The sequence below is a fragment of the Ancylomarina sp. YFZ004 genome, assembly GCF_054254355.1.
In genome coordinates this window covers 38,153-56,212 of the sequence record NZ_JBTCHQ010000011.1, presented here as the reverse complement: position 1 = coordinate 56,212, position 18,060 = coordinate 38,153, and the positions used below count along the sequence as shown (strand labels likewise).

The following is an 18,060-nucleotide window of genomic DNA, read 5'->3' as shown; positions in this document are numbered from 1 at the left end:
TCTAATTTGTTCTTGGTTGTGCTATTCTCAGCTTTGCACTTCTCGATCTGTTATTAAGTTCTAATTCCTCTTCGCTAGGAAGAATGATTTTTCTGTTTACAGCTTCGAGTGGTGCATTGGTTCTGCCATAGAAATCTTTTTCGGCTCCACCAGCAAATTTTCCATCTCTAATAAAATTCTTCACCAATCTATCTTCAAGTGAATGGTATGTAATAACTACAAGTCTTCCATCAGGTTTCAATGCCTCAGGAATTTGTTCAAGCATGTCTTTCAGAGCTTCCATCTCAGCATTAACTTCGATACGTAAAGCTTGGAAAACTTGAGCCCAATATTTATGCTCCTTAAATTTTGGAGTACATGGCAGAATAACTTCTTTAAGTTGCTGTATGGTTTTGAATTCATTGTCGGCACGATGCGCAAGAATCACTCGAACGAGTTTGCCAGGGTTTTTAACTTCGCCATAATATTTGAACACTCTAAATAATTCATCAGATGAATACGTGTTCAAAAGATCAGCTGCATCAAAGTTGGCACTTTGGTTCATTCTCATGTCCAAGTCGCCATCAAAACGGAATGAAAATCCTCGTTCTGCAACATCAAATTCGTGAGATGATACACCTAAGTCAGCAAGGATACCGTCAACTTTTTCGTGCCCAATGTATTTTAGGAAATTTTTGAAGTACCTGAAGTTGTGACGAATGAAAATAAATCGTTCATCGTCTATGATGTTTCTTTCTGCATCAACATCCTGGTCGAACCCAATTAGTTTACCAGTCGTTAGGTGCTTGATGATTTCTCTTGAATGGCCTCCTCCACCAAAGGTGAGATCGACATATATTCCATCTGGTTTGATGTCTAAAGCTTCAATGCTTTCGTTTAAAAGTACAGGTACGTGATATGATGTCATGCCAGATGATATTACAATATTTGAAAATAGATTCTAATTGGTATTTTGGCTTATAAAGCCATACTGTCTCCCAAAATGTCATTTGCCAATTGGTTGAATTCCTCTTGGTTCATTCCGGAGTTATTGTATTTTTCGGTATCCCATATTTCGATTTTACCATCTTGCCCAACTAAAGTTAGTCCATTGGATAGATTCGTGTTATCGAAAAATTTCTTAGGGATTAAAATTCGGCCATTACCATCAATTTGGATTTCGGCCGTTCCTCTGTAAAACTCTCTTAAGAAAGTTGCGTGCTTACGATTGAATGGATTCAATTGACTCCGAATGATTGCTAATTGTTTGTTCCATTCCGAAGTAGGGAACAGGTCAAGACAGTCTTCATACAGATTTTTCCGCATAACAAATCTATCTTCGGAAGAGGCTGCTAGCAACTTTCGAAATGCAGAGGGGAGAAGAACTCGTCCCTTTGCGTCTAGTTTGCATGGGTAATCACCTATGAATGTTAGCATTGGCTAAAATGGTTTATAAATGTAAAAGTAAGAAATTTTCAAACCACTTTCAACCACTTTCAACCACTTTAATTAGATTGTTGAAAACTTTTTATTTTGTTGTTTTCCCAATCTATCTAAAGAGACTCAATAGTGTGCTATAGCTTTGGTTTTCTAAAACTTAGTTTTGCTTACGTGTATGGGCTCCGTGCTTGTTTTTGATAATTGTTTAGTGATCGAAACCTTTATTCGATTTTGGATAAGGATTAGATTTTATTTTTGTTATTTTTACTCATTCAAAATAAGCTTAGGCAGTGACAATTTTTAGATTGGCTGCAAAAATATAAAAATATATGGCATGAAAAAACTAGTGAATTATGGGTTTGTAGTGAGTTTTATATGGATAGGTTTTATACTGTCTATCAGTTTTATGGAAGCTTGGGTGAAGTTTAGGGCTGAGAGTCTCGATTTGCCTACTGCTCTTGATGTGGGGCGACATGTTTTTGGCGCCTTAAATGTTGTTGAACGTATTTTTTCGGTATTTTTATTGATTGTTGTTTTTTATCGATATACCGATAAAGTTGTCGTAGGAGCAGGTGTTTTGATATTTACGTTTATTGTTGCTCAGTCAGGTTATTTATTGCCTGAGTTGGATGAAAACGCTCAGTTGATTATGCAAGGTATGCAACCTGCGAAAAGCTCAGTTCATATGACTTATATTGTAATGGAAGTCTTAAAAGTAAGTGCTTTGTTTGTTTTAGGTTTAAGGCAGGTTAAATTGTTTAAGGAGAATTAGTACTTTGTGGAAATAAAAATAAGCTTTGTTCTCACCTAAACCTTTATTGTGGAAAAATGTCCTCTGTGTTGTTCTGAAAATACGTCGTTCTATTATGAAGGGGAATCTCGTGAATACTATTCTTGCATAGATTGCGGGCTTGTTTTCGTACCACAAGTGTTTTTCATTACGTATGAAGCTGAGAAGCTTAAGTATGATCAACATGAGAATTTGCCTGATGATTTGGTTTATCAAGACTATTTGAAACAAATTATGAACCCCGTTCTTGATAGAATATCAGAAGGTGCATCTGGTTTGGATTTTGGAAGTGGTCCTGGTCCAACTTTATCAAAGATGTTTGAATCCCGAGGGTTTCAAACTGATATTTATGATGCCTATTACGCCCCCAATGAGAAGGTTTTTCATAAAACTTACGACTTTATCACAACTTGTGAGGTGGTTGAGCATTTTCATAAACCACAAATGGAGCTCGACCGTTTGTTTAATTTGTTGAAGCCTAATGGGGTTTTGGCTGTAAAAACTCAATTTTTGCCATCAGAAGATGAATTTCCGACTTGGTATTACAAAAGGGATTTAACTCATGTTTGCTTTTTTTCGGAGCAAAGTTTTAAATTCTTGGCAAACAAATGGAAGGTGGGACTGATTTTTGTGAATTCGAATGTCGTCCTTTTTGTCAAAACATCTAAATGATTTTATAAGAATGTAAATATTAATATACTTCTTAAGAGCATATTTAAGGGCTAGCTGATAATTTCAGTTAGCCCTTTGTTTTTGTTCCGATTAGGGTCTATTCAAAGAATGAATTGCTTGAGCTTATTTAGACTTATGATGGATTTACTATTATGGGGGTTTCTCATAGAAATTTGATGCGGATAGGTCTTATCTTTAGAATCCTGTAATTGTATACAATGATTTTGAATCCAAAATTTTAAAATATGAAATCTCTTTTTTTGTTAGTTACTAGTTTGATGTTTGTCTTTCAATCTCATTCTCAGGATATGTCGCAATGGCGTGGCGTAGACCGTGATGGGAAATATGAAGCAAGCGATTTGTTGAAGAAATGGCCAGAAGCAGGACCAAAGCTTGTTTGGCATTACGATTCTTTGGGTGATGGACATGCATCAGCTACGGTAACAGATTCGAGAGTGTATACTGGAGGTGTTGATGGTGATCAAGGTTTTATTATCGCTTTTGATCATTCAGGAAATCAGTTGTGGAAAAAGAACTACGCCAAAGAGTGGATGGATAATTACGATGGTGTAAGAGGTACGCCATTGTTGAATGATGGTCTTTTGTATATCATGAGTGGACATGGTGAATTGGTGGCGATGTCTGCAGAAAATGGAGAGAAAGTTTGGTCTAAAAATATGTTGACTGAATATGGTGGTAGAAACCTTCGCTTTGGTATGACAGAAAATCTTTTGATTGAAGGTGATAAATTGTTCTGTACTCCAGGGGGTGAAGAGACTAATGTAATTGCCGTAAATAAGAAAACGGGGGAGCTAATTTGGAAAACGAAAGCGATGGGTGAGAAGTCAGCTTATTGTTCTCCTCTTTTAGTTAAGCTTGGAAAGCGTTCGTTACTGGTAACGCATACTGGTGGATCTATTATTGGAATTGATACTAAAAATGGTGAGATGCTTTGGAATTTCGAGCATAAGAATCAGTACAATATTCACCCCAATACACCATTGTATAAAGATGGTCAACTGTTTTGTTTTAGTGGTTATGGTAAAGGTGGTGTCATGCTTCAGTTATCCGAAGATGGAGCATCTGTTAAGGAGTTGTGGCGAAATACATTTGTGGATAGCCAGATGGGTGGAGCCGTTTTAGTCGATGGTGAAATTTATGTGTCAGGACATAAGAACCGCATGTGGTATTGTATTGATTGGGAAACTGGTAAAGAAATTTATTCATCTAAAGCAATTGCTAAAGGGAATGTGATTTTTGCTGATGGTATGTTGTATTGCTATGGCGATAATGGCGAAATCGGCTTGATTGATATTAAAGGAGATTCATTTAATAAGGTTAGCTTTTTCCGTGTACCTATGGGAACAAAACAACATTGGGCTCATTTGGTGATTCATAAAAACAGAATGTACGTGCGTCATGGTGGTGCATTTATGGTTTACGAAATTTAGATTTAAATACGATTCAATCCACTGTCTTAATAAGACTCGATCTTGATATTATTTTTCTTTGGTTTAATTAAGGATAAGCTCTTGTTAATCGAATGTTAACGAGTTTGTTATTTGTTAAGATTACTTGTAAAATTGATAGATTTGAGTCACTAATATTTATAAGGTTAAGATTTCATTCTGATAATTAAGAAGTTTAAAAAATATACAAATGAAACGATTGCTTTTATTTGGCTTGGTAGCCATAACTGTTTTTACGCAATGTAATTCTCCGAAACCCAAAAGTGAATGGCGAGGGCCAAACAGAACTGGAGTTTATAATGAAACAGGCTTGTTGAAAGAATGGCCGAAAGAAGGACCAGAAATGTTATGGTCATTGGTTGATATCCCTAAAGGGTATTCTTCAGTTGCAGTAATGAACGATCTAGTTTACCTAACTGGGATTAAAGATTCAATGGATGTTTTAATGGCTATTGATATGAAAGGTCAACTTAAATGGCAAGTGTCTTATGGTCGTTGTTGGGATAGCTCATTCCCGGATAGTCGTTGTACACCAACTATTGAGAATGATAGAATTTATCTTTCTAGTGGGAAAGGTGATTTAGCTTGTTTAAATGCTCTAACAGGAGATATCTTCTGGCAAATGAAAGCGAGCGAGGAATTTGAAGGAGCCTACGGTCAGTGGGGAATTGCTGAATCTCTTTTATTACACAACGATTACGTTTATTACACACCTTGTGGACCTAAAACAACTATGATTGCCTTGAATAAAAACACGGGCGAACTTGTTTGGCAATCGAAGAGTTTAAATGATAAGCCAGCTTATGTGTCACCTTTAATGGTTGATCTCAATGGAACGAAACTGATTGTTACCGTAACGGAAAATAATATTATTGGCGTTAATCCTGAAAGTGGTGAGATTATCTGGACTTTTGATTACGCAAAATATGCTGGTGGAGAATGGAAAGCAAATATTCAAACTAACACACCTCTTTATTACAACGGGAAAATCTTTGTAACTAACGGTTACGATCACAATTCTGTAATGCTTGATCTAAGTGAAGATGCATCTTCAGTAAAACTGGTTTATGTTGACTCTCTATTAGATGTGCATCATGGAGGAGCGGTTCGTTTAGGTGATTACGTATATGGATCTAATTGGGAACACAACCGTATGGGTAAATGGGTTTGCCTTGAGTGGGAAACAGGAAAGCCAATGTACGAAACTGAGTGGGAAAATAAAGGTTCTATCATTTCTGCTGAAGGTATGTTGTATTGTTACGATGAGAAAGGTGGAAATATAGCTTTATCAAAAGCAAGTCCTGAAGGTTTCAAAGTGGTTAGTACTTTTAAAGTACCGCTAGGAAAAGGTCCACACTGGTCACATTTAGTTATAAAAGATGGTATTCTATATGTGCGTCACGAAGATGCCTTGATGGCTTATAATATTAAAGCATAGTCTGCATTTCCATGAATAAAAAATCCTTAAATATTCTTTCCCTGACTTTGGCTGTTGTTATAGCCATTTCAATATTTGTTTCTTGGTTGAGATACGATCCAGTTCAGGATTTCTCAGCAAGTGTGCCTGGCTTGGATAATCGTCCTAAAGCTGGAACCGAAGCTGTCGATGTGGTAAATATTGGTGAGAAATTTATATCCTATACTGAGTACACTTCAAGTTTAACAGGTAAATGGACTCAGTTTAGAGGTGCAGATTTTGATAATGTTTCGAAAGAAAAAATCAAGCTTGTAGATAAGATTGGACCTGAGCCAAAGATTTTGTGGAAACAAGATTTAGGTGAAGGACATGCTGCTCCTGTCGTTTATAATGGTAAGGTTTATTTGCTTGACTATGATGAGGTGAAAAAGGCAGATGCGCTTCGATGCTTCTCTTTGGAGAGTGGTGAAGAAATTTGGAAACGATCTTATAAGGTTCATGTGAAGAGAAATCATGGTATGTCGAGAACCATTCCTGCAATAAACGATAAGTATATTGTAAGTATGGGGCCACGTTGCCATGTGATGTGTGTGAATCCTGAATCAGGAGATTTCTTGTGGGGATTGGATTTGGTCAAAGAATATCAATCCGAAATTCCTTTTTGGTATACCGGGCAATGTCCAATTATCGATAACAATGTTGCCATAATTGCACCTGGAGGTAAAGCTCTGCTTATTGGTGTTGATTGTGCTACAGGTAAGGTTTTGTGGGAAACACCTAATCCTGACGGATGGAAAATGTCGCACTCTTCTATAATGCCAATGGTTCTTGATGGAAAGAAAATGTGGGTTTATGCTGCGGTAGGTGGAATTTGTGGTGTATCAGCCGAAGGCGACGATCTTGGGCAAATTCTATGGAAGACAAAAGATTTTTCTCCTTCAGTAGTTGCTCCATCTCCGTTGATTTATGGTGATGGTAAAGTATATATGACTGCAGGATATGGTGCCGGTGGCGCTCTTTTTCAAGTGAAGAAAGCGGGTGAAACATATCAGGTTGAAACCTTACAGAAATATAAACCTAAAGATGGGATGGCATCAGAACAACAGACGCCACTTTTATATAAAGGGCGCATGTTTACTATTCTACCGAAGGATGCTGGAGCAATGCGTAATCAATTTGTATGTTGCGATCCTAACGATTGTACCAAAATATTATGGACAAGTGGTAAGACTGATCGTTTCGGTTTAGGCCCTTATTTAGTAGCCGATGGTAAATTCTTTATCCTAAAAGATAATGGTGAATTAACCATTGCCCGAGCTTCGACTGAGAAATTTGAATTGCTGGATAAAGTGAAGCTTATAGATGGTCATGATGCTTGGGGACCTATGGTTATTACAGATGGTCGATTGCTGATGCGAGATTCAAAGCACATGCTTTGTATCGATCTGCGTGCAAATTAGAATTTGAAAAAACGACAATATGAAGAACAAGCTAACATTAATATTTTCGATTGTACTCCTTCTTTTATTGGTAGGTTTAATTGCAAGTGACTTGTTTTTTGAGAAACCAAAATCTCAACAAAATATCTATGAATACGATCTTAAAGAATTGAGGAAGGTCGATTCTTCATTGATTGCTTATAAGGAAGTTTCATCTTTTAAAATTAATTCAGAATCTGTTTTTGGACTTGCATTAGATGCAGAAGATAGAATCTATGTGAGTGGAACTGATAAGCTTTGGATCTTTGATTCAAAAGGGCAAGAGCAATCAAGTATGAAGGTGCGGGGAGATGCTCATGCTGTCAGTATTTCTGAATCAGGAAATATTCTCTTAGGTGTTGGAAATCGGGTCGATGTTCGTAAGCCAAAGGGTGGATTAAATAACAGTTTTCAAATTAAAGGAGCAAAAGCCTATATCAGCAGTATAGCTGAAAAGGATGGTGTTGTTTATATAGCCGATGCGGGACAGAAAATCGTTCATCAGTATACAATAGATGGAAAGAAGATGAATCTTATTGGAGCCAAGAATCTTGAAAAAGGGATTAGAGGTTTTGTGATTCCGAGCCCCTATTTTGATCTCATGTTTGGTCGTCAAGGTGAGCTTTGGGTTGTTAACCCAGGGCGACATGCTCTGGAGGCTTATAATGAAAATGGAGATTTGATATCGACCTGGGAACGAACATCAATGCAAATCGATGGTTTTGGAGGTTGTTGCAACCCTAGTCATGTGGCCATGTTATCTGATGGTTCATTTGTGACAAGTGAAAAAGGATTAGAAAGAATAAAGATTCATTTACCATCAGGCGATTTTAAATCGGTTGTTGCAGCTCCCAATCAATTCGATGCTGGAACCGCAGGTTTGGATTTAGCAGTAGATTCTAATGATAGAATCATTGTTTTAGATCCATCAAGAAAAATGGTTCGAATTTTTGAGTTGAAAGAATAAACAAAACGAATTTAAACTATCTCGGATTTAATGAGACAGAATATAATAAGATGGATAGAAGAGCATTTTTACACCATATAGGACGAGGAACAATTTTAAGTGCATTGGCAGTTTTTTCAGGAACGATGATTTATAGAAATCTAAACTCAGATGGAGAAAGCTGTGATTTCGATTTTGTATGTCGTAATTGTAAAAAAAATAAAGGCTGTACTTTGCCTGATGGGATTGATTATAGAAAGAAAAATTCGATACAATAATTTGTAGTAGAATGGCTGAGAAAGAAAAAAATAGAAGAGATTTTATCAACACGTGTTTTCGCTTTGCGGCAGGAGCAAGCTTAGTTGGGGTGACTGGTGTTTTGGCACATAAAACCGTATCGGGAAATACGCTTTGGCAAATTGATACCACAAAGTGTACGCAATGTGGACGATGTGCAACCTCTTGCGTGGTGACTCCATCTGCAGTGAAATGTATTCACGTTTACGATATGTGTGGCTATTGCGATTTATGTGGTGGCTACCTTCGTCCTAATGTGAAGAATATTACAACGGGTGCTGAAAATCAACTTTGCCCAACTGGCGCAATTAAAAGAAAGTATATCGAAGATCCATTCTTTGAATACGAAATAATTGAAGATTTGTGTATTGGCTGTGGCAAATGTGTGAAAGGTTGTGGAGCTTTTGGAAATGGATCACTTCAGTTGCAGGTAAGTCACGATGTATGTGTGAATTGCAATCAATGTGCCATTGCTCGTGATTGTCCTTCCGACGCATTTTCTCGTGTGCCAGCTGATGAGCCGTATAAGTTTTCAGGCTATAAAAAAGAAAAGAAAGGCTAACCTATTTCAATACCTTAAACAGATTTCTTAATGTCAGAAATTTTAAAATACTTAACACAAACCTGGAATATAAAGAAGCTTGTCACCATGCTATCTATGTTCATTTTATTAATGACTTCAGGTGTTCCTCTTTTTGCACAACAGCAGCGATTCCCGAAACCAGAGTTTGAGTCAGGTTATACACAACCTGTGACTTCAATGCCTGACGCCCGCTCAGATTTCTTTGCTCTTTTCGATGTCTTTATTCTTATTTTGGCTCTTTCATTAATCACTTGGCTGATTTTAAAGAAGCGTTCAAGGCGAGGTGTGCTGGCTGTGTCAGTATTCTCTATTCTTTATTTCGGTTTTTTTCGAGAAGGCTGTGTTTGTTCCGTGGGATCATTACAGAATGTGACTTTAGCGCTTTTCCAACCTGAGTATAGCATTCCGATATCAGCATTGGCATTTTTTGTCATTCCTCTTGTGTACACCTTATTTTTTGGACGAACATTTTGTGCAGGCGTTTGCCCCTTAGGAGCCATTCAAGATGTCTTATTATTGCGTCCAGTTACGATGAAAACATGGTTGCAGAAAGTTCTGGGTTTAATTCCCTATATCTATTTGGGTTTATCAGTTCTATACGCAGCTACGGCTACCGATTTTATTATATGTAGATACGATCCTTTTATAGGCATTTATCGATTCGATGCAACTTTTTTCATGTTTGCTATAGGTGCAATTTTCTTGTTGCTGAGTGCATTTGTGGCTCGACCTTATTGTCGTTTCTTTTGCCCTTATGGTGTTCTTCTAAATTGGATGAGTCGCTTCTCTAAGCATCATCTTACCATTACGCCAAACAAATGTATTCAATGTCGTTTGTGTGAAGATTCATGCCCATTAGGAGCCATTAATAAGCCTGTTCCTGTTAAGGTCATGGAAGGTAGACCATCAGCAACCAAACGATTTATTCGATTAAGCTTGATCATACCTTTATTAATGATTTTGGGAGGATGGACACTTTCTAACTTTCATGAAAATCTTGCTAAAGTAAATACTAAAGTCAGCTTGGCAAATGAACTGATGTTATTCAAACCAGATGCGATGATGTTACCATCTGTAGAAATAGAAGCTTTTAAAACAGCAGGAACCCCGCTTGAAGAATTGTATTCCGAGGCAGCAGTTATTGTAGAGCAGTTTTATATAGGAGCTTGGATTTTGGGAGGCTTTTTAGGTTTAGTTTTCGGATTGACTTTGTCAAGCTTGTCCGTATTCAAATACCGAGAGGATTATACGCCTGATAAAGGTGAATGTGTGAGCTGTGCTCGCTGTTTAAAATATTGTCCTGTTGAGAAATGAAAGGATGATATGAAAATTTATTGATGTAATGAAGTGATCATGTGTGTCTTCTAAGAAGGACACTGAGCGGAGCCGAAGTGTTAGTGAGTAGTTTAAAAAAGGAATGTCTTGTGACTTATTTTGTAGTTTTGATTGATTGAGTTATAAGCTAAGGGAATGTGGAAAACGTTTGGGGGAAAGCTGAAATACCCAAAGGGAATGTGGAAAACGATCAGGGGAATCAGAAAAACGATAAAGGGAACGCTGAAATTAACCGAGGGAGCAGCGAAATCGTCCAAGGGAACCCCGAAATAGATCGGGGAAATGAAAGAATAAAGAAAGGGAGTCCTGAATGTATTCAGGAGAATGATAATTGAAACCCTCCTTTTTGAAGAATTAATGATAGATTTTGCAATATCGTAGACATTAAAGAAACTTTTGGTTTGATTCTGTCACATGTTTAATGGAAATAGAGATGCCACGAAGTGGCTAAACGATGAATAACGACCCTTGAAGAGGGTCGTATGATGAAAAAATAATATCATCTCCGAAAGGGGTGAACAAAATATTATGGTACTAATATTTTAAAAATATATGAACACAAAATTTTCAAATAAAACAATCAATCTTCCCCTTTGGCGAGGTGTTGCTATTGTATCGGGCATTTTTGCAATCTTAATTTGTGCTATGGTTATTGTCAACTATATGCAAATTAATAAGGTTGATCCTGTCAATACCGAAGTGATTAATTCTTTGGTGGAACGATTGAACGATAATCCAAATGATGTGCAACTTCGAGAGCAAATCAGAGAAATGGACTTGTTGGTTCGTAAAGCTTTTTTCACCAATCAGTGGGAAGTAAGAACAGGAGCTTATCTTTTATTGCTTTCACTTATTGTGATGATAATTGCAATGCAGATTATGAGAATGGGCAAAAAAATATTGCCTTCAGTCGATGAGGCGTACAGTCAAAATATAATCAGCTATCAGCAAAATGCTAGAAAATGGCTTAGTATTGGAGGATCTGTTTTAGTTGTTGTAACTCTGATATTAGCTTTTGTTACGCATAAAGATATAGGTACACGATTTACTGATGCTGCAAAAATTGCTAAAGCTGAAACTAAGGCTAATGAAGCACCAGTTGTTACTGCTACTGAGAAACCAATAGACATTGAGAAAAAAGCTATCGTTGAGGAAGCAAGTGCTGAAAAAGTTGAAGCTAAAAAAGCTGTCGAGACAACTGTAGAGGAGATATCAAAACCTAAATCAGTTGAAAAAATAGTAGAAGCTAAGAAGAAACCTGCTGCTAAAAAATATACAGGGCAATACCCAAGTAAGGCAATGATGTCAAACTTTCCTTCTTTCAGAGGGCCGGGTGGTAATGGAATTGCTTATCACAAAAATGTACCTACAGAATGGGATGGGGCTACTGGTAAGAATATAAAGTGGAAAGTTACGCCAGAACTACATGCCTATAATTCGCCAGTAATTTGGGGTGATAAACTATTCTTGTCAGGAGCAGATGCAAATAAAAAACAGGTTTATTGCTACAATCGAACTTCTGGGAAGTTACTCTGGACAGCTGATATTAATAATGTTGCTGGATCTTTAGCTTCTCCTGAGGTGACTCCTGATACTGGACATGCTGCAGCAACTGTAAGTACTGATGGAACTTTTGTTTTTTCCATTTTCTCTAATGGTGATCTAGTCGCTTTAGATATGAATGGAAAACCTGTTTGGTCTAAGAATTTAGGTGTACCTGATAATCATTATGGACATTCATCTTCCTTAGTTGTTTTTGAAGATAAGCTGATTGTACAATACGATCATAAAAAATCTGGCAAAGTAATGGCTCTTTCAACTAAAACAGGTGATGAGGTATGGAGTACAGATAGAAAGGTAAAAGTATCGTGGGCATCTCCAGTAGTTGTTCAGAACGGCGACAGGGCAGAAGTGATATTAGCTGCTGATCCTTGCGTGGCTTCTTACGATGCATTAACTGGTGAAGAATTGTGGAAACTTGATTGTATTACTGGTGAAGTTGGACCATCTGTGGCTTATGCCAATGGAATTGTGTTTGCTCTTAACGAATATGCCAGCTTAGTTGCGATTAAAACAGGTGCTAATCCTGAAGTTCTTTGGGAAGCCTATGATTATTTATCAGATGTACCAAGTCCAATAGCAACGGATAAATATTTATTCGTCGTGACATCATACGGACTTGTGGCTTGTTACGATGCTCAATCGGGAGAATTGTATTGGGAGCATGAGTTTGATAACGGTTTTTATGCTTCACCAATTTTGGTTGATGAAAAGATATATCTGCTAGACAGAGCTGGAAGTATGCACATTTTTAAAGCTGATAAGGAGTTTGTTTCTGTTGCGACTTCAAGCCTAGGTGAAAAATCAGACTCAACACCTGCATTTGCAGATGGACATATTTATATCCGTGCGGGTAAGAATCTATATTGTATAGGAAAGTAAGTTGATGTGAAGATGTGTTAATGTGATGATGAAAAATTTGTTATCCTAATGCTTGAAGCTTTATTAAAACTTGATACTTGAAAAGAAATAATGAATAATATAAAGGATATCGTCGATAGAATTGTTTTGGAAAAAGGGAAGACAACCGAAAAGGTTATTCCAATTCTTCAAGCGATTCAAGGAGAGCTGAATTATTTACCCGAAGAGGCCTTGAAGCGTGTTTGTGAAATCACAGATATTACGCAGGCACAGATTTCAGGTATTTCAACTTTTTATTCTCAATTCCGTCATCAACCAGTAGGTGAGCATATTGTTCGCGTGTGTGTTGGAACAGCTTGTCATGTAAAAGGGGCTGGCCAGGTTTACGATGCTTTTCGAAGAGAATTGAAATTGGCTGATGGTGCTTCTACTGATGAAGAAAAGAAGTTTACTCTTGAAGAAGTAGCTTGTTTGGGTTGTTGCACCTTGGCACCAGTTGTTCAGATCGACGATGTAACCTACGGTCATGTCGAGACGGGAACAGTTAAAGACGTTATGGAAGATTTTCTCTTAAAAGAGGGAACAGGAAGTAAGGAAAAGGTGAGAACGCTTTCAGAAAAGGGTTTGCCTCAAGGTGAAATTCGTATTGGATTAGGATCGTGTTGTATTGCTAGTGGTAGCTCAGGAGTAAAAGAAGCCTTAGAAGAGACTTTGGATAGTAGTGGTATAAATGTGGATGTGAAACAAGTTGGTTGTGTTGGTGTTTGTAATCAAGTGCCCATGATGGAAATCCATAAGTTAGGAGAGGATGCCGTTTATTATACCAAGCTGAAGTCGGAAGATGTTGGTGATATCATTCAAAAACATTTTAAGGCAGATAGTTTTATGAATCGCTTCAAAAGCAAATTCTATAACTATGCTGAAAATTTAACCTTTACCGATATGCCTCATTCATCGGCACATTATAATGTTAGCGAGGAAAATACACCAATTGCAGAATTCCTTAAAGGACAAATCAATATTGCTACTGAATACAGAGGTGAAATTCGACCTTCAGATTTTGAAGAATATAAAAGTAAAGACGGGTTTTCGGCACTGGAAAAATGCTTGAAAGAACTCAGTCCTGATCAAATTATTGAAGAAATTGAAGCGAGTGGCTTGAAAGGGAGAGGTGGAGCAGGATTCCCATCTTTCATTAAATGGCGAATGGTTCAGCAAGCACAATCAGATAAAAAATATATTATTTGCAATGGCGACGAAGGTGATCCAGGAGCATTTATGGATAGAATGCTTTTAGAATCCTATCCATTCCGCGTCATCGAAGGGATTATTATTGGAGCTTATGCCGTTGGTGCGACCGAAGGACGTTTATACATACGTGCAGAGTACCCTTTAGCAGTAGAGCGAATTCGTGAAGGCATAAAGATCTGTAGAGAGAAAGGCATTCTAGGTGAAAATATATTGGGATCAGATTTCTCTTTCGATATGGAAATTTTTGAGGGAGCAGGTGCTTTTGTTTGTGGTGAAGAGACAGCATTAATTGCTTCCATCGAAGGAAAAAGAGGAATTCCGCAATTGCGTCCTCCATATCCAGCAGAAAAAGGACTTTGGAATCAACCTACACTTATAAATAATACGGAGACCTTCTCACTTGTTCCTTGGATTATGAGGAATGGCTCAGATAAGTTTAGTGAGATAGGAACTGAGAAAAGTAAAGGAACTAAGGTTTTTGCCTTAGCAGGTAAAATTAAGCGTGGTGGACTGATAGAGGTTCCTATGGGTATTTCGATTCGTCAAATTGTTGAAGAAATTGGTGGCGGTATTGCTGATGGAAAAGAATTTAAAGCCGTTCAAATTGGTGGGCCTTCAGGAGGATGTATTCCTGCTTCGATGGCAGATACTACAATTGATTTTGATTCTTTAAAAGAAGTAGGAGCCATGATGGGTTCGGGAGGACTAATTGTTCTTGACGAATCGGATTGTATGGTGGATATTGCTCGTTACTTCTTATCATTTACTCAGGACGAATCTTGTGGGCGCTGCACTTTCTGTAGAATTGGAACGCGACGCATGCTCGAAATTCTAGATAAGATTAAATCGGGAAAAGGAAAGCTTGAAGATCTCGATTTACTTGAGAAATTGGCTATCAATACGAAAAAAGGTAGTATTTGTGGTTTGGGACAAACAGCTCCAAATCCAGTTCTGTCAACTTTAAAATATTTTAGACACGAATACGAAGCTCATATAAACGGAACTTGTCCTTCAGGAAAATGTGAAGAATTGATTTCTTATGAGATAGAGGAAGACTGTACGGGTTGTACTAAGTGTGCTCAGCGTTGCCCAGTTGATGCAATTCAGGCTAAACCTTACGAGTTGCATAAAGTGGATAATGAGCTTTGCATTAAATGTGACATTTGCAGACAAATTTGTCCTGTAGATGCGGTTGTTATAAGATAATAGATGTTCAATTTAAAATCAGTAATCTGATAGAAGTAGATTATGGTAAAACTAAAAATTGACAATAAAGATATAGAAGTATCTGTAGGGACTACGGTTTTAAAAGCCGCGGAATCTGTAGGTATTCACATTCCTTCCATGTGTTATTTGGATGGTTGTTCAAATCATCCAACTTGTATGGTTTGTATGGTGAAGGATAATAATTCGGGTAAAATGATGCCATCTTGTGCGACTAAGGTTGTTGATGGTATGAATTTAGCCAGTGAGGATGTTGAAGTTTTTGATGCTAGGAAAGCGGCAGTAGAACTTCTATTAAGTGATCATGTAGGTGATTGTGAAGCGCCATGTCGAGTGGCTTGTCCTGCTTTCATGGATATCCCCAAAATGAATCGTTTTATTGTACAAGGTAAATTCGATGAGGCGATTGAAGTTGTTAAGGAAGAGATTGCCTTGCCACATATTTTGGGTTACATCTGTTCTGCTCCTTGCGAGAAAGTTTGTCGTCGTAAAGATGTGGATGAAGCGGTTTCAATTTGCGTTTTGAAGCGAACCGTAGCTGAAAAAGCCGAAAATAGCTTTTTGCCTAAGATGAAACCTTTAAGTGGGAAAAAAGTTGCTGTTATAGGCTCTGGAACTGCAGGTTTAGCAGCGAGCTTTCATATATTAAAGGAAGGACACGCTTGTAGTCTTTTCGAAAGGGAGTCTGTTGTAGGAGGAACTTTGCAAACAGCAATCAACAAAGGAGAGATGCCTCAGAATGTGTTGGACTCGGAGATTGCAATTCTGCAAAAACTAGGTTTAGAGATAAAATTAAATTCACTTATAAATACTGATAATTTTGAATCTATTCGCAAGGATTATGATGCTGTGATTATTGCAAGTGGACAGAATTCTGATGAAATAGCTAACTTGAATCTCGATTTTAAGGGAGAAAAGGAAGCATTCAGCACCAACTTGCCAGATGTATTTGCTTGTGGAAGCCTACTGCGAATTCAAAAGATGGCTGTAAAAGCCTTGGCTCAAGGAAAAGAGACTGCTCAGGCAGTTAATTTATTTTTAGTGGGAAAAGAGCTTGAACTAACTAAACGAAAGTTCAATTCTCGCTTTGGTGTGCTTCGCCAAACTGAAGCCTTGGAATACCTTAAAGAAGCTGTTGAGGGTAATCGCAAAGATATAAAGACTACTGACGATGCAATTGCAGAGGCAGCAAGATGTTTGCATTGTGATTGTAGGAAGATGGATAATTGTAAGCTTCGTGATTGCGCAGAAACCTATCAGGTTGATCGAAGAAAGTTTTTATTGGGAGATAGAGAGTCTCTGAAGAAGCATTTTAAACACGAAAGTATCGTTTATGAACCTGAAAAGTGCATAAAATGTGGCTTGTGTGTTGAAATTGCTGAGAAGAATAATGAATTAACAGGAGTGACATTTATTGGTCGAGGTTTCGATATGGAGATGGCCGTTCCTTTTAATCAGAATATAAATAAGGCTCTAACACAGACTGCGCAAAAATGTGTAGAAGCTTGCCCAACGGGTGCCTTGGCTTTGAAGTGAAAAACGGCTCCTGCTGATTTGTAATCAGCAGGTCTAGAGCTAGGGATTTATAATCCCTAAAAGAGAGTTTCGAATAAAATTAAAGGGATATTTATATATGAGATTGTTTTTAGCATCAGTTTTACTTTTAGTTTTTGCTTTATCTGGAAAGGCTCAAAATCAGTCTAACTGGTTATCTTTTCGGGGTAACTCGAAATTGAGTGGCTGTACGAATGCTGAAGTTCCTAAAGCACCCAAATTGCTGTGGACTTATAAAACTGGAGATGCTATTAAGTCATCGCCCATTATTAGCAATGGGACTATTTTCGTAGGATCAAATGATGGGAAGCTGTATGCCATTTCTAAAGATGGTGAGCTTAAATGGACTTTTGATGCTAAAACTTCCGTGGAAGCAGCGCCTTTATATTTGGATGGAAACATTTACTTCGGTTCCCTTGAGGGAAAATTCTTTTGCTTGAATGCTAGTTCAGGCGAGTTGAAATGGGAGTACATTACTGAGGGGCAAATATCCGGTTCAGCTTCATGGTTTTATTCTTCGGAAGAAAAAAAGAAACGATTGATTTTTGGTAGCTACGATTACTTCCTGCATTGTGTTGATGCTAAATCAGGGAAAGGCCTTTGGAAATATGAGTCCAATAATTATATCAACGGTGCTCCTGCCTGTGACGGAAAGGTCGCCGTTTTTGGTGGTTGTGATGGTTTTATCCATCAAGTTGATGTAAAGACTGGACGAGTAAAAGATACCTTGAATGCAGGTTCCTATATTGCATCATCCACAGCTCTTGATGAGGGTAAAGCTTATTTTGGAAATTACGATGGGCTATTTTATTGTGCCGATCTGAAGGCTAAAAGAATCCTTTGGCAAAAGGAAGGTGGGATTTCTTTCTTAGGTTCTCCAGCAGTAAATAAAGACAAGGTGATAATTGGCGCTGAGAACCGAGTCGTGTATTGTTATAACAAGAATACAGGAGAACTCATTTGGAAATATAAAACCAAAGGTAAAATTGAGGGTTCGCCCGTGATTACAAAAAAGGCTGTATTAATAGCCTCGGGCGATGGACGAATCTATCAGTTAAACTTGGAAACGGGTATGAAGATTTGGTCTTATGAAATAGGAAGGGCCATTGTTTCTACGCCAGCCGTAGTCAATAATTTAATTGTTGTGACTGCCATGGATGGTAGAATTTATGCTTTTGGAAAGAAATAGAATAATAAAAAAGAA

The 18,060-nt window shown here is 37.7% G+C and carries 16 protein-coding genes; 14 read left to right on the top strand and 2 right to left on the bottom strand.

The window, feature by feature from the left end; translation table 11 throughout:
• Position 1 precedes the first annotated feature (1 nt).
• Both rsmH and ACXR6G_RS15990 read right to left on the bottom strand, forming a co-directional pair.
• Positions 2–907 (bottom strand): 16S rRNA (cytosine(1402)-N(4))-methyltransferase RsmH, encoded by a 906-nt coding sequence (rsmH, locus tag ACXR6G_RS15995; RefSeq protein WP_458362450.1) that lies wholly within the window; start codon positions 905–907, stop codon positions 2–4.
• A 50-nt stretch (positions 908–957) separates the two neighbouring features.
• A complete protein-coding gene (locus tag ACXR6G_RS15990; RefSeq protein ID WP_458362449.1) occupies positions 958–1,416 on the bottom strand; it encodes a division/cell wall cluster transcriptional repressor MraZ in 459 nt (152 codons plus the stop codon).
• Between the two features lie 337 nt (positions 1,417–1,753).
• Here ACXR6G_RS15990 and ACXR6G_RS15985 point away from each other — a divergent pair, with 337 nt between their 5' ends.
• From ACXR6G_RS15985 to ACXR6G_RS15920, 14 genes are all read left to right on the top strand, one after another.
• A complete protein-coding gene (locus ACXR6G_RS15985; protein WP_458362448.1) occupies positions 1,754–2,191 on the top strand; it encodes a hypothetical protein in 438 nt (145 codons plus the stop codon).
• Between the two features lie 48 nt (positions 2,192–2,239).
• Complete coding sequence (locus ACXR6G_RS15980) at positions 2,240–2,881, top strand: class I SAM-dependent methyltransferase (RefSeq protein WP_458362447.1); 642 nt, start codon at positions 2,240–2,242, stop codon at positions 2,879–2,881.
• A 245-nt stretch (positions 2,882–3,126) separates the two neighbouring features.
• Positions 3,127–4,332, top strand: a complete 1,206-nt coding sequence (locus ACXR6G_RS15975) for an outer membrane protein assembly factor BamB family protein (RefSeq protein ID WP_458362446.1) — start codon at positions 3,127–3,129, stop codon at positions 4,330–4,332.
• Positions 4,333–4,540: 208 nt separating this feature from the next.
• Complete coding sequence (locus ACXR6G_RS15970) at positions 4,541–5,788, top strand: outer membrane protein assembly factor BamB family protein (RefSeq protein ID WP_458362445.1); 1,248 nt, start codon at positions 4,541–4,543, stop codon at positions 5,786–5,788.
• Between the two features lie 11 nt (positions 5,789–5,799).
• Positions 5,800–7,227 (top strand): outer membrane protein assembly factor BamB family protein, encoded by a 1,428-nt coding sequence (locus ACXR6G_RS15965; protein ID WP_458362444.1) that lies wholly within the window; start codon positions 5,800–5,802, stop codon positions 7,225–7,227.
• Between the two features lie 19 nt (positions 7,228–7,246).
• Positions 7,247–8,212 carry a hypothetical protein gene (locus tag ACXR6G_RS15960; protein ID WP_458362443.1) on the top strand — a complete coding sequence of 322 codons (966 nt, stop codon included), beginning with the start codon at positions 7,247–7,249 and terminating at the stop codon, positions 8,210–8,212.
• A 50-nt stretch (positions 8,213–8,262) separates the two neighbouring features.
• On the top strand, positions 8,263–8,469 hold the full coding sequence (locus tag ACXR6G_RS15955) for a hypothetical protein (RefSeq protein WP_458362442.1): 207 nt from the start codon (positions 8,263–8,265) through the stop codon (positions 8,467–8,469).
• An 11-nt stretch (positions 8,470–8,480) separates the two neighbouring features.
• Entirely contained in the window at positions 8,481–9,050 is a 570-nt protein-coding gene (locus ACXR6G_RS15950) for a hypothetical protein (protein WP_458362441.1), read from the top strand.
• Positions 9,051–9,080: 30 nt separating this feature from the next.
• The gene (locus tag ACXR6G_RS15945) at positions 9,081–10,385 is read left to right on the top strand and encodes a 4Fe-4S binding protein (protein WP_458362440.1); all 1,305 of its coding nucleotides are present in this window, start codon (positions 9,081–9,083) and stop codon (positions 10,383–10,385) included.
• Positions 10,386–10,543: 158 nt separating this feature from the next.
• Positions 10,544–10,741: a hypothetical protein gene (locus tag ACXR6G_RS15940; RefSeq protein WP_458362439.1), complete on the top strand. Its 198-nt coding sequence runs from the start codon at positions 10,544–10,546 to the stop codon at positions 10,739–10,741.
• Between the two features lie 217 nt (positions 10,742–10,958).
• Positions 10,959–12,848, top strand: coding sequence for an outer membrane protein assembly factor BamB family protein (locus tag ACXR6G_RS15935; RefSeq protein ID WP_458362438.1), 1,890 nt, complete (start codon positions 10,959–10,961; stop codon positions 12,846–12,848).
• A gap of 90 nt (positions 12,849–12,938) precedes the next feature.
• Entirely contained in the window at positions 12,939–15,284 is a 2,346-nt protein-coding gene (locus ACXR6G_RS15930) for an NAD(P)H-dependent oxidoreductase subunit E (protein ID WP_458362437.1), read from the top strand.
• A 42-nt stretch (positions 15,285–15,326) separates the two neighbouring features.
• Positions 15,327–16,838 (top strand): 2Fe-2S iron-sulfur cluster-binding protein, encoded by a 1,512-nt coding sequence (locus ACXR6G_RS15925; RefSeq protein WP_458362436.1) that lies wholly within the window; start codon positions 15,327–15,329, stop codon positions 16,836–16,838.
• Positions 16,839–16,935: 97 nt separating this feature from the next.
• On the top strand, positions 16,936–18,045 hold the full coding sequence (locus tag ACXR6G_RS15920) for a beta-alanine-activating enzyme beta-propeller domain-containing protein (protein WP_458362435.1): 1,110 nt from the start codon (positions 16,936–16,938) through the stop codon (positions 18,043–18,045).
• Positions 18,046–18,060 lie beyond the last annotated feature (15 nt).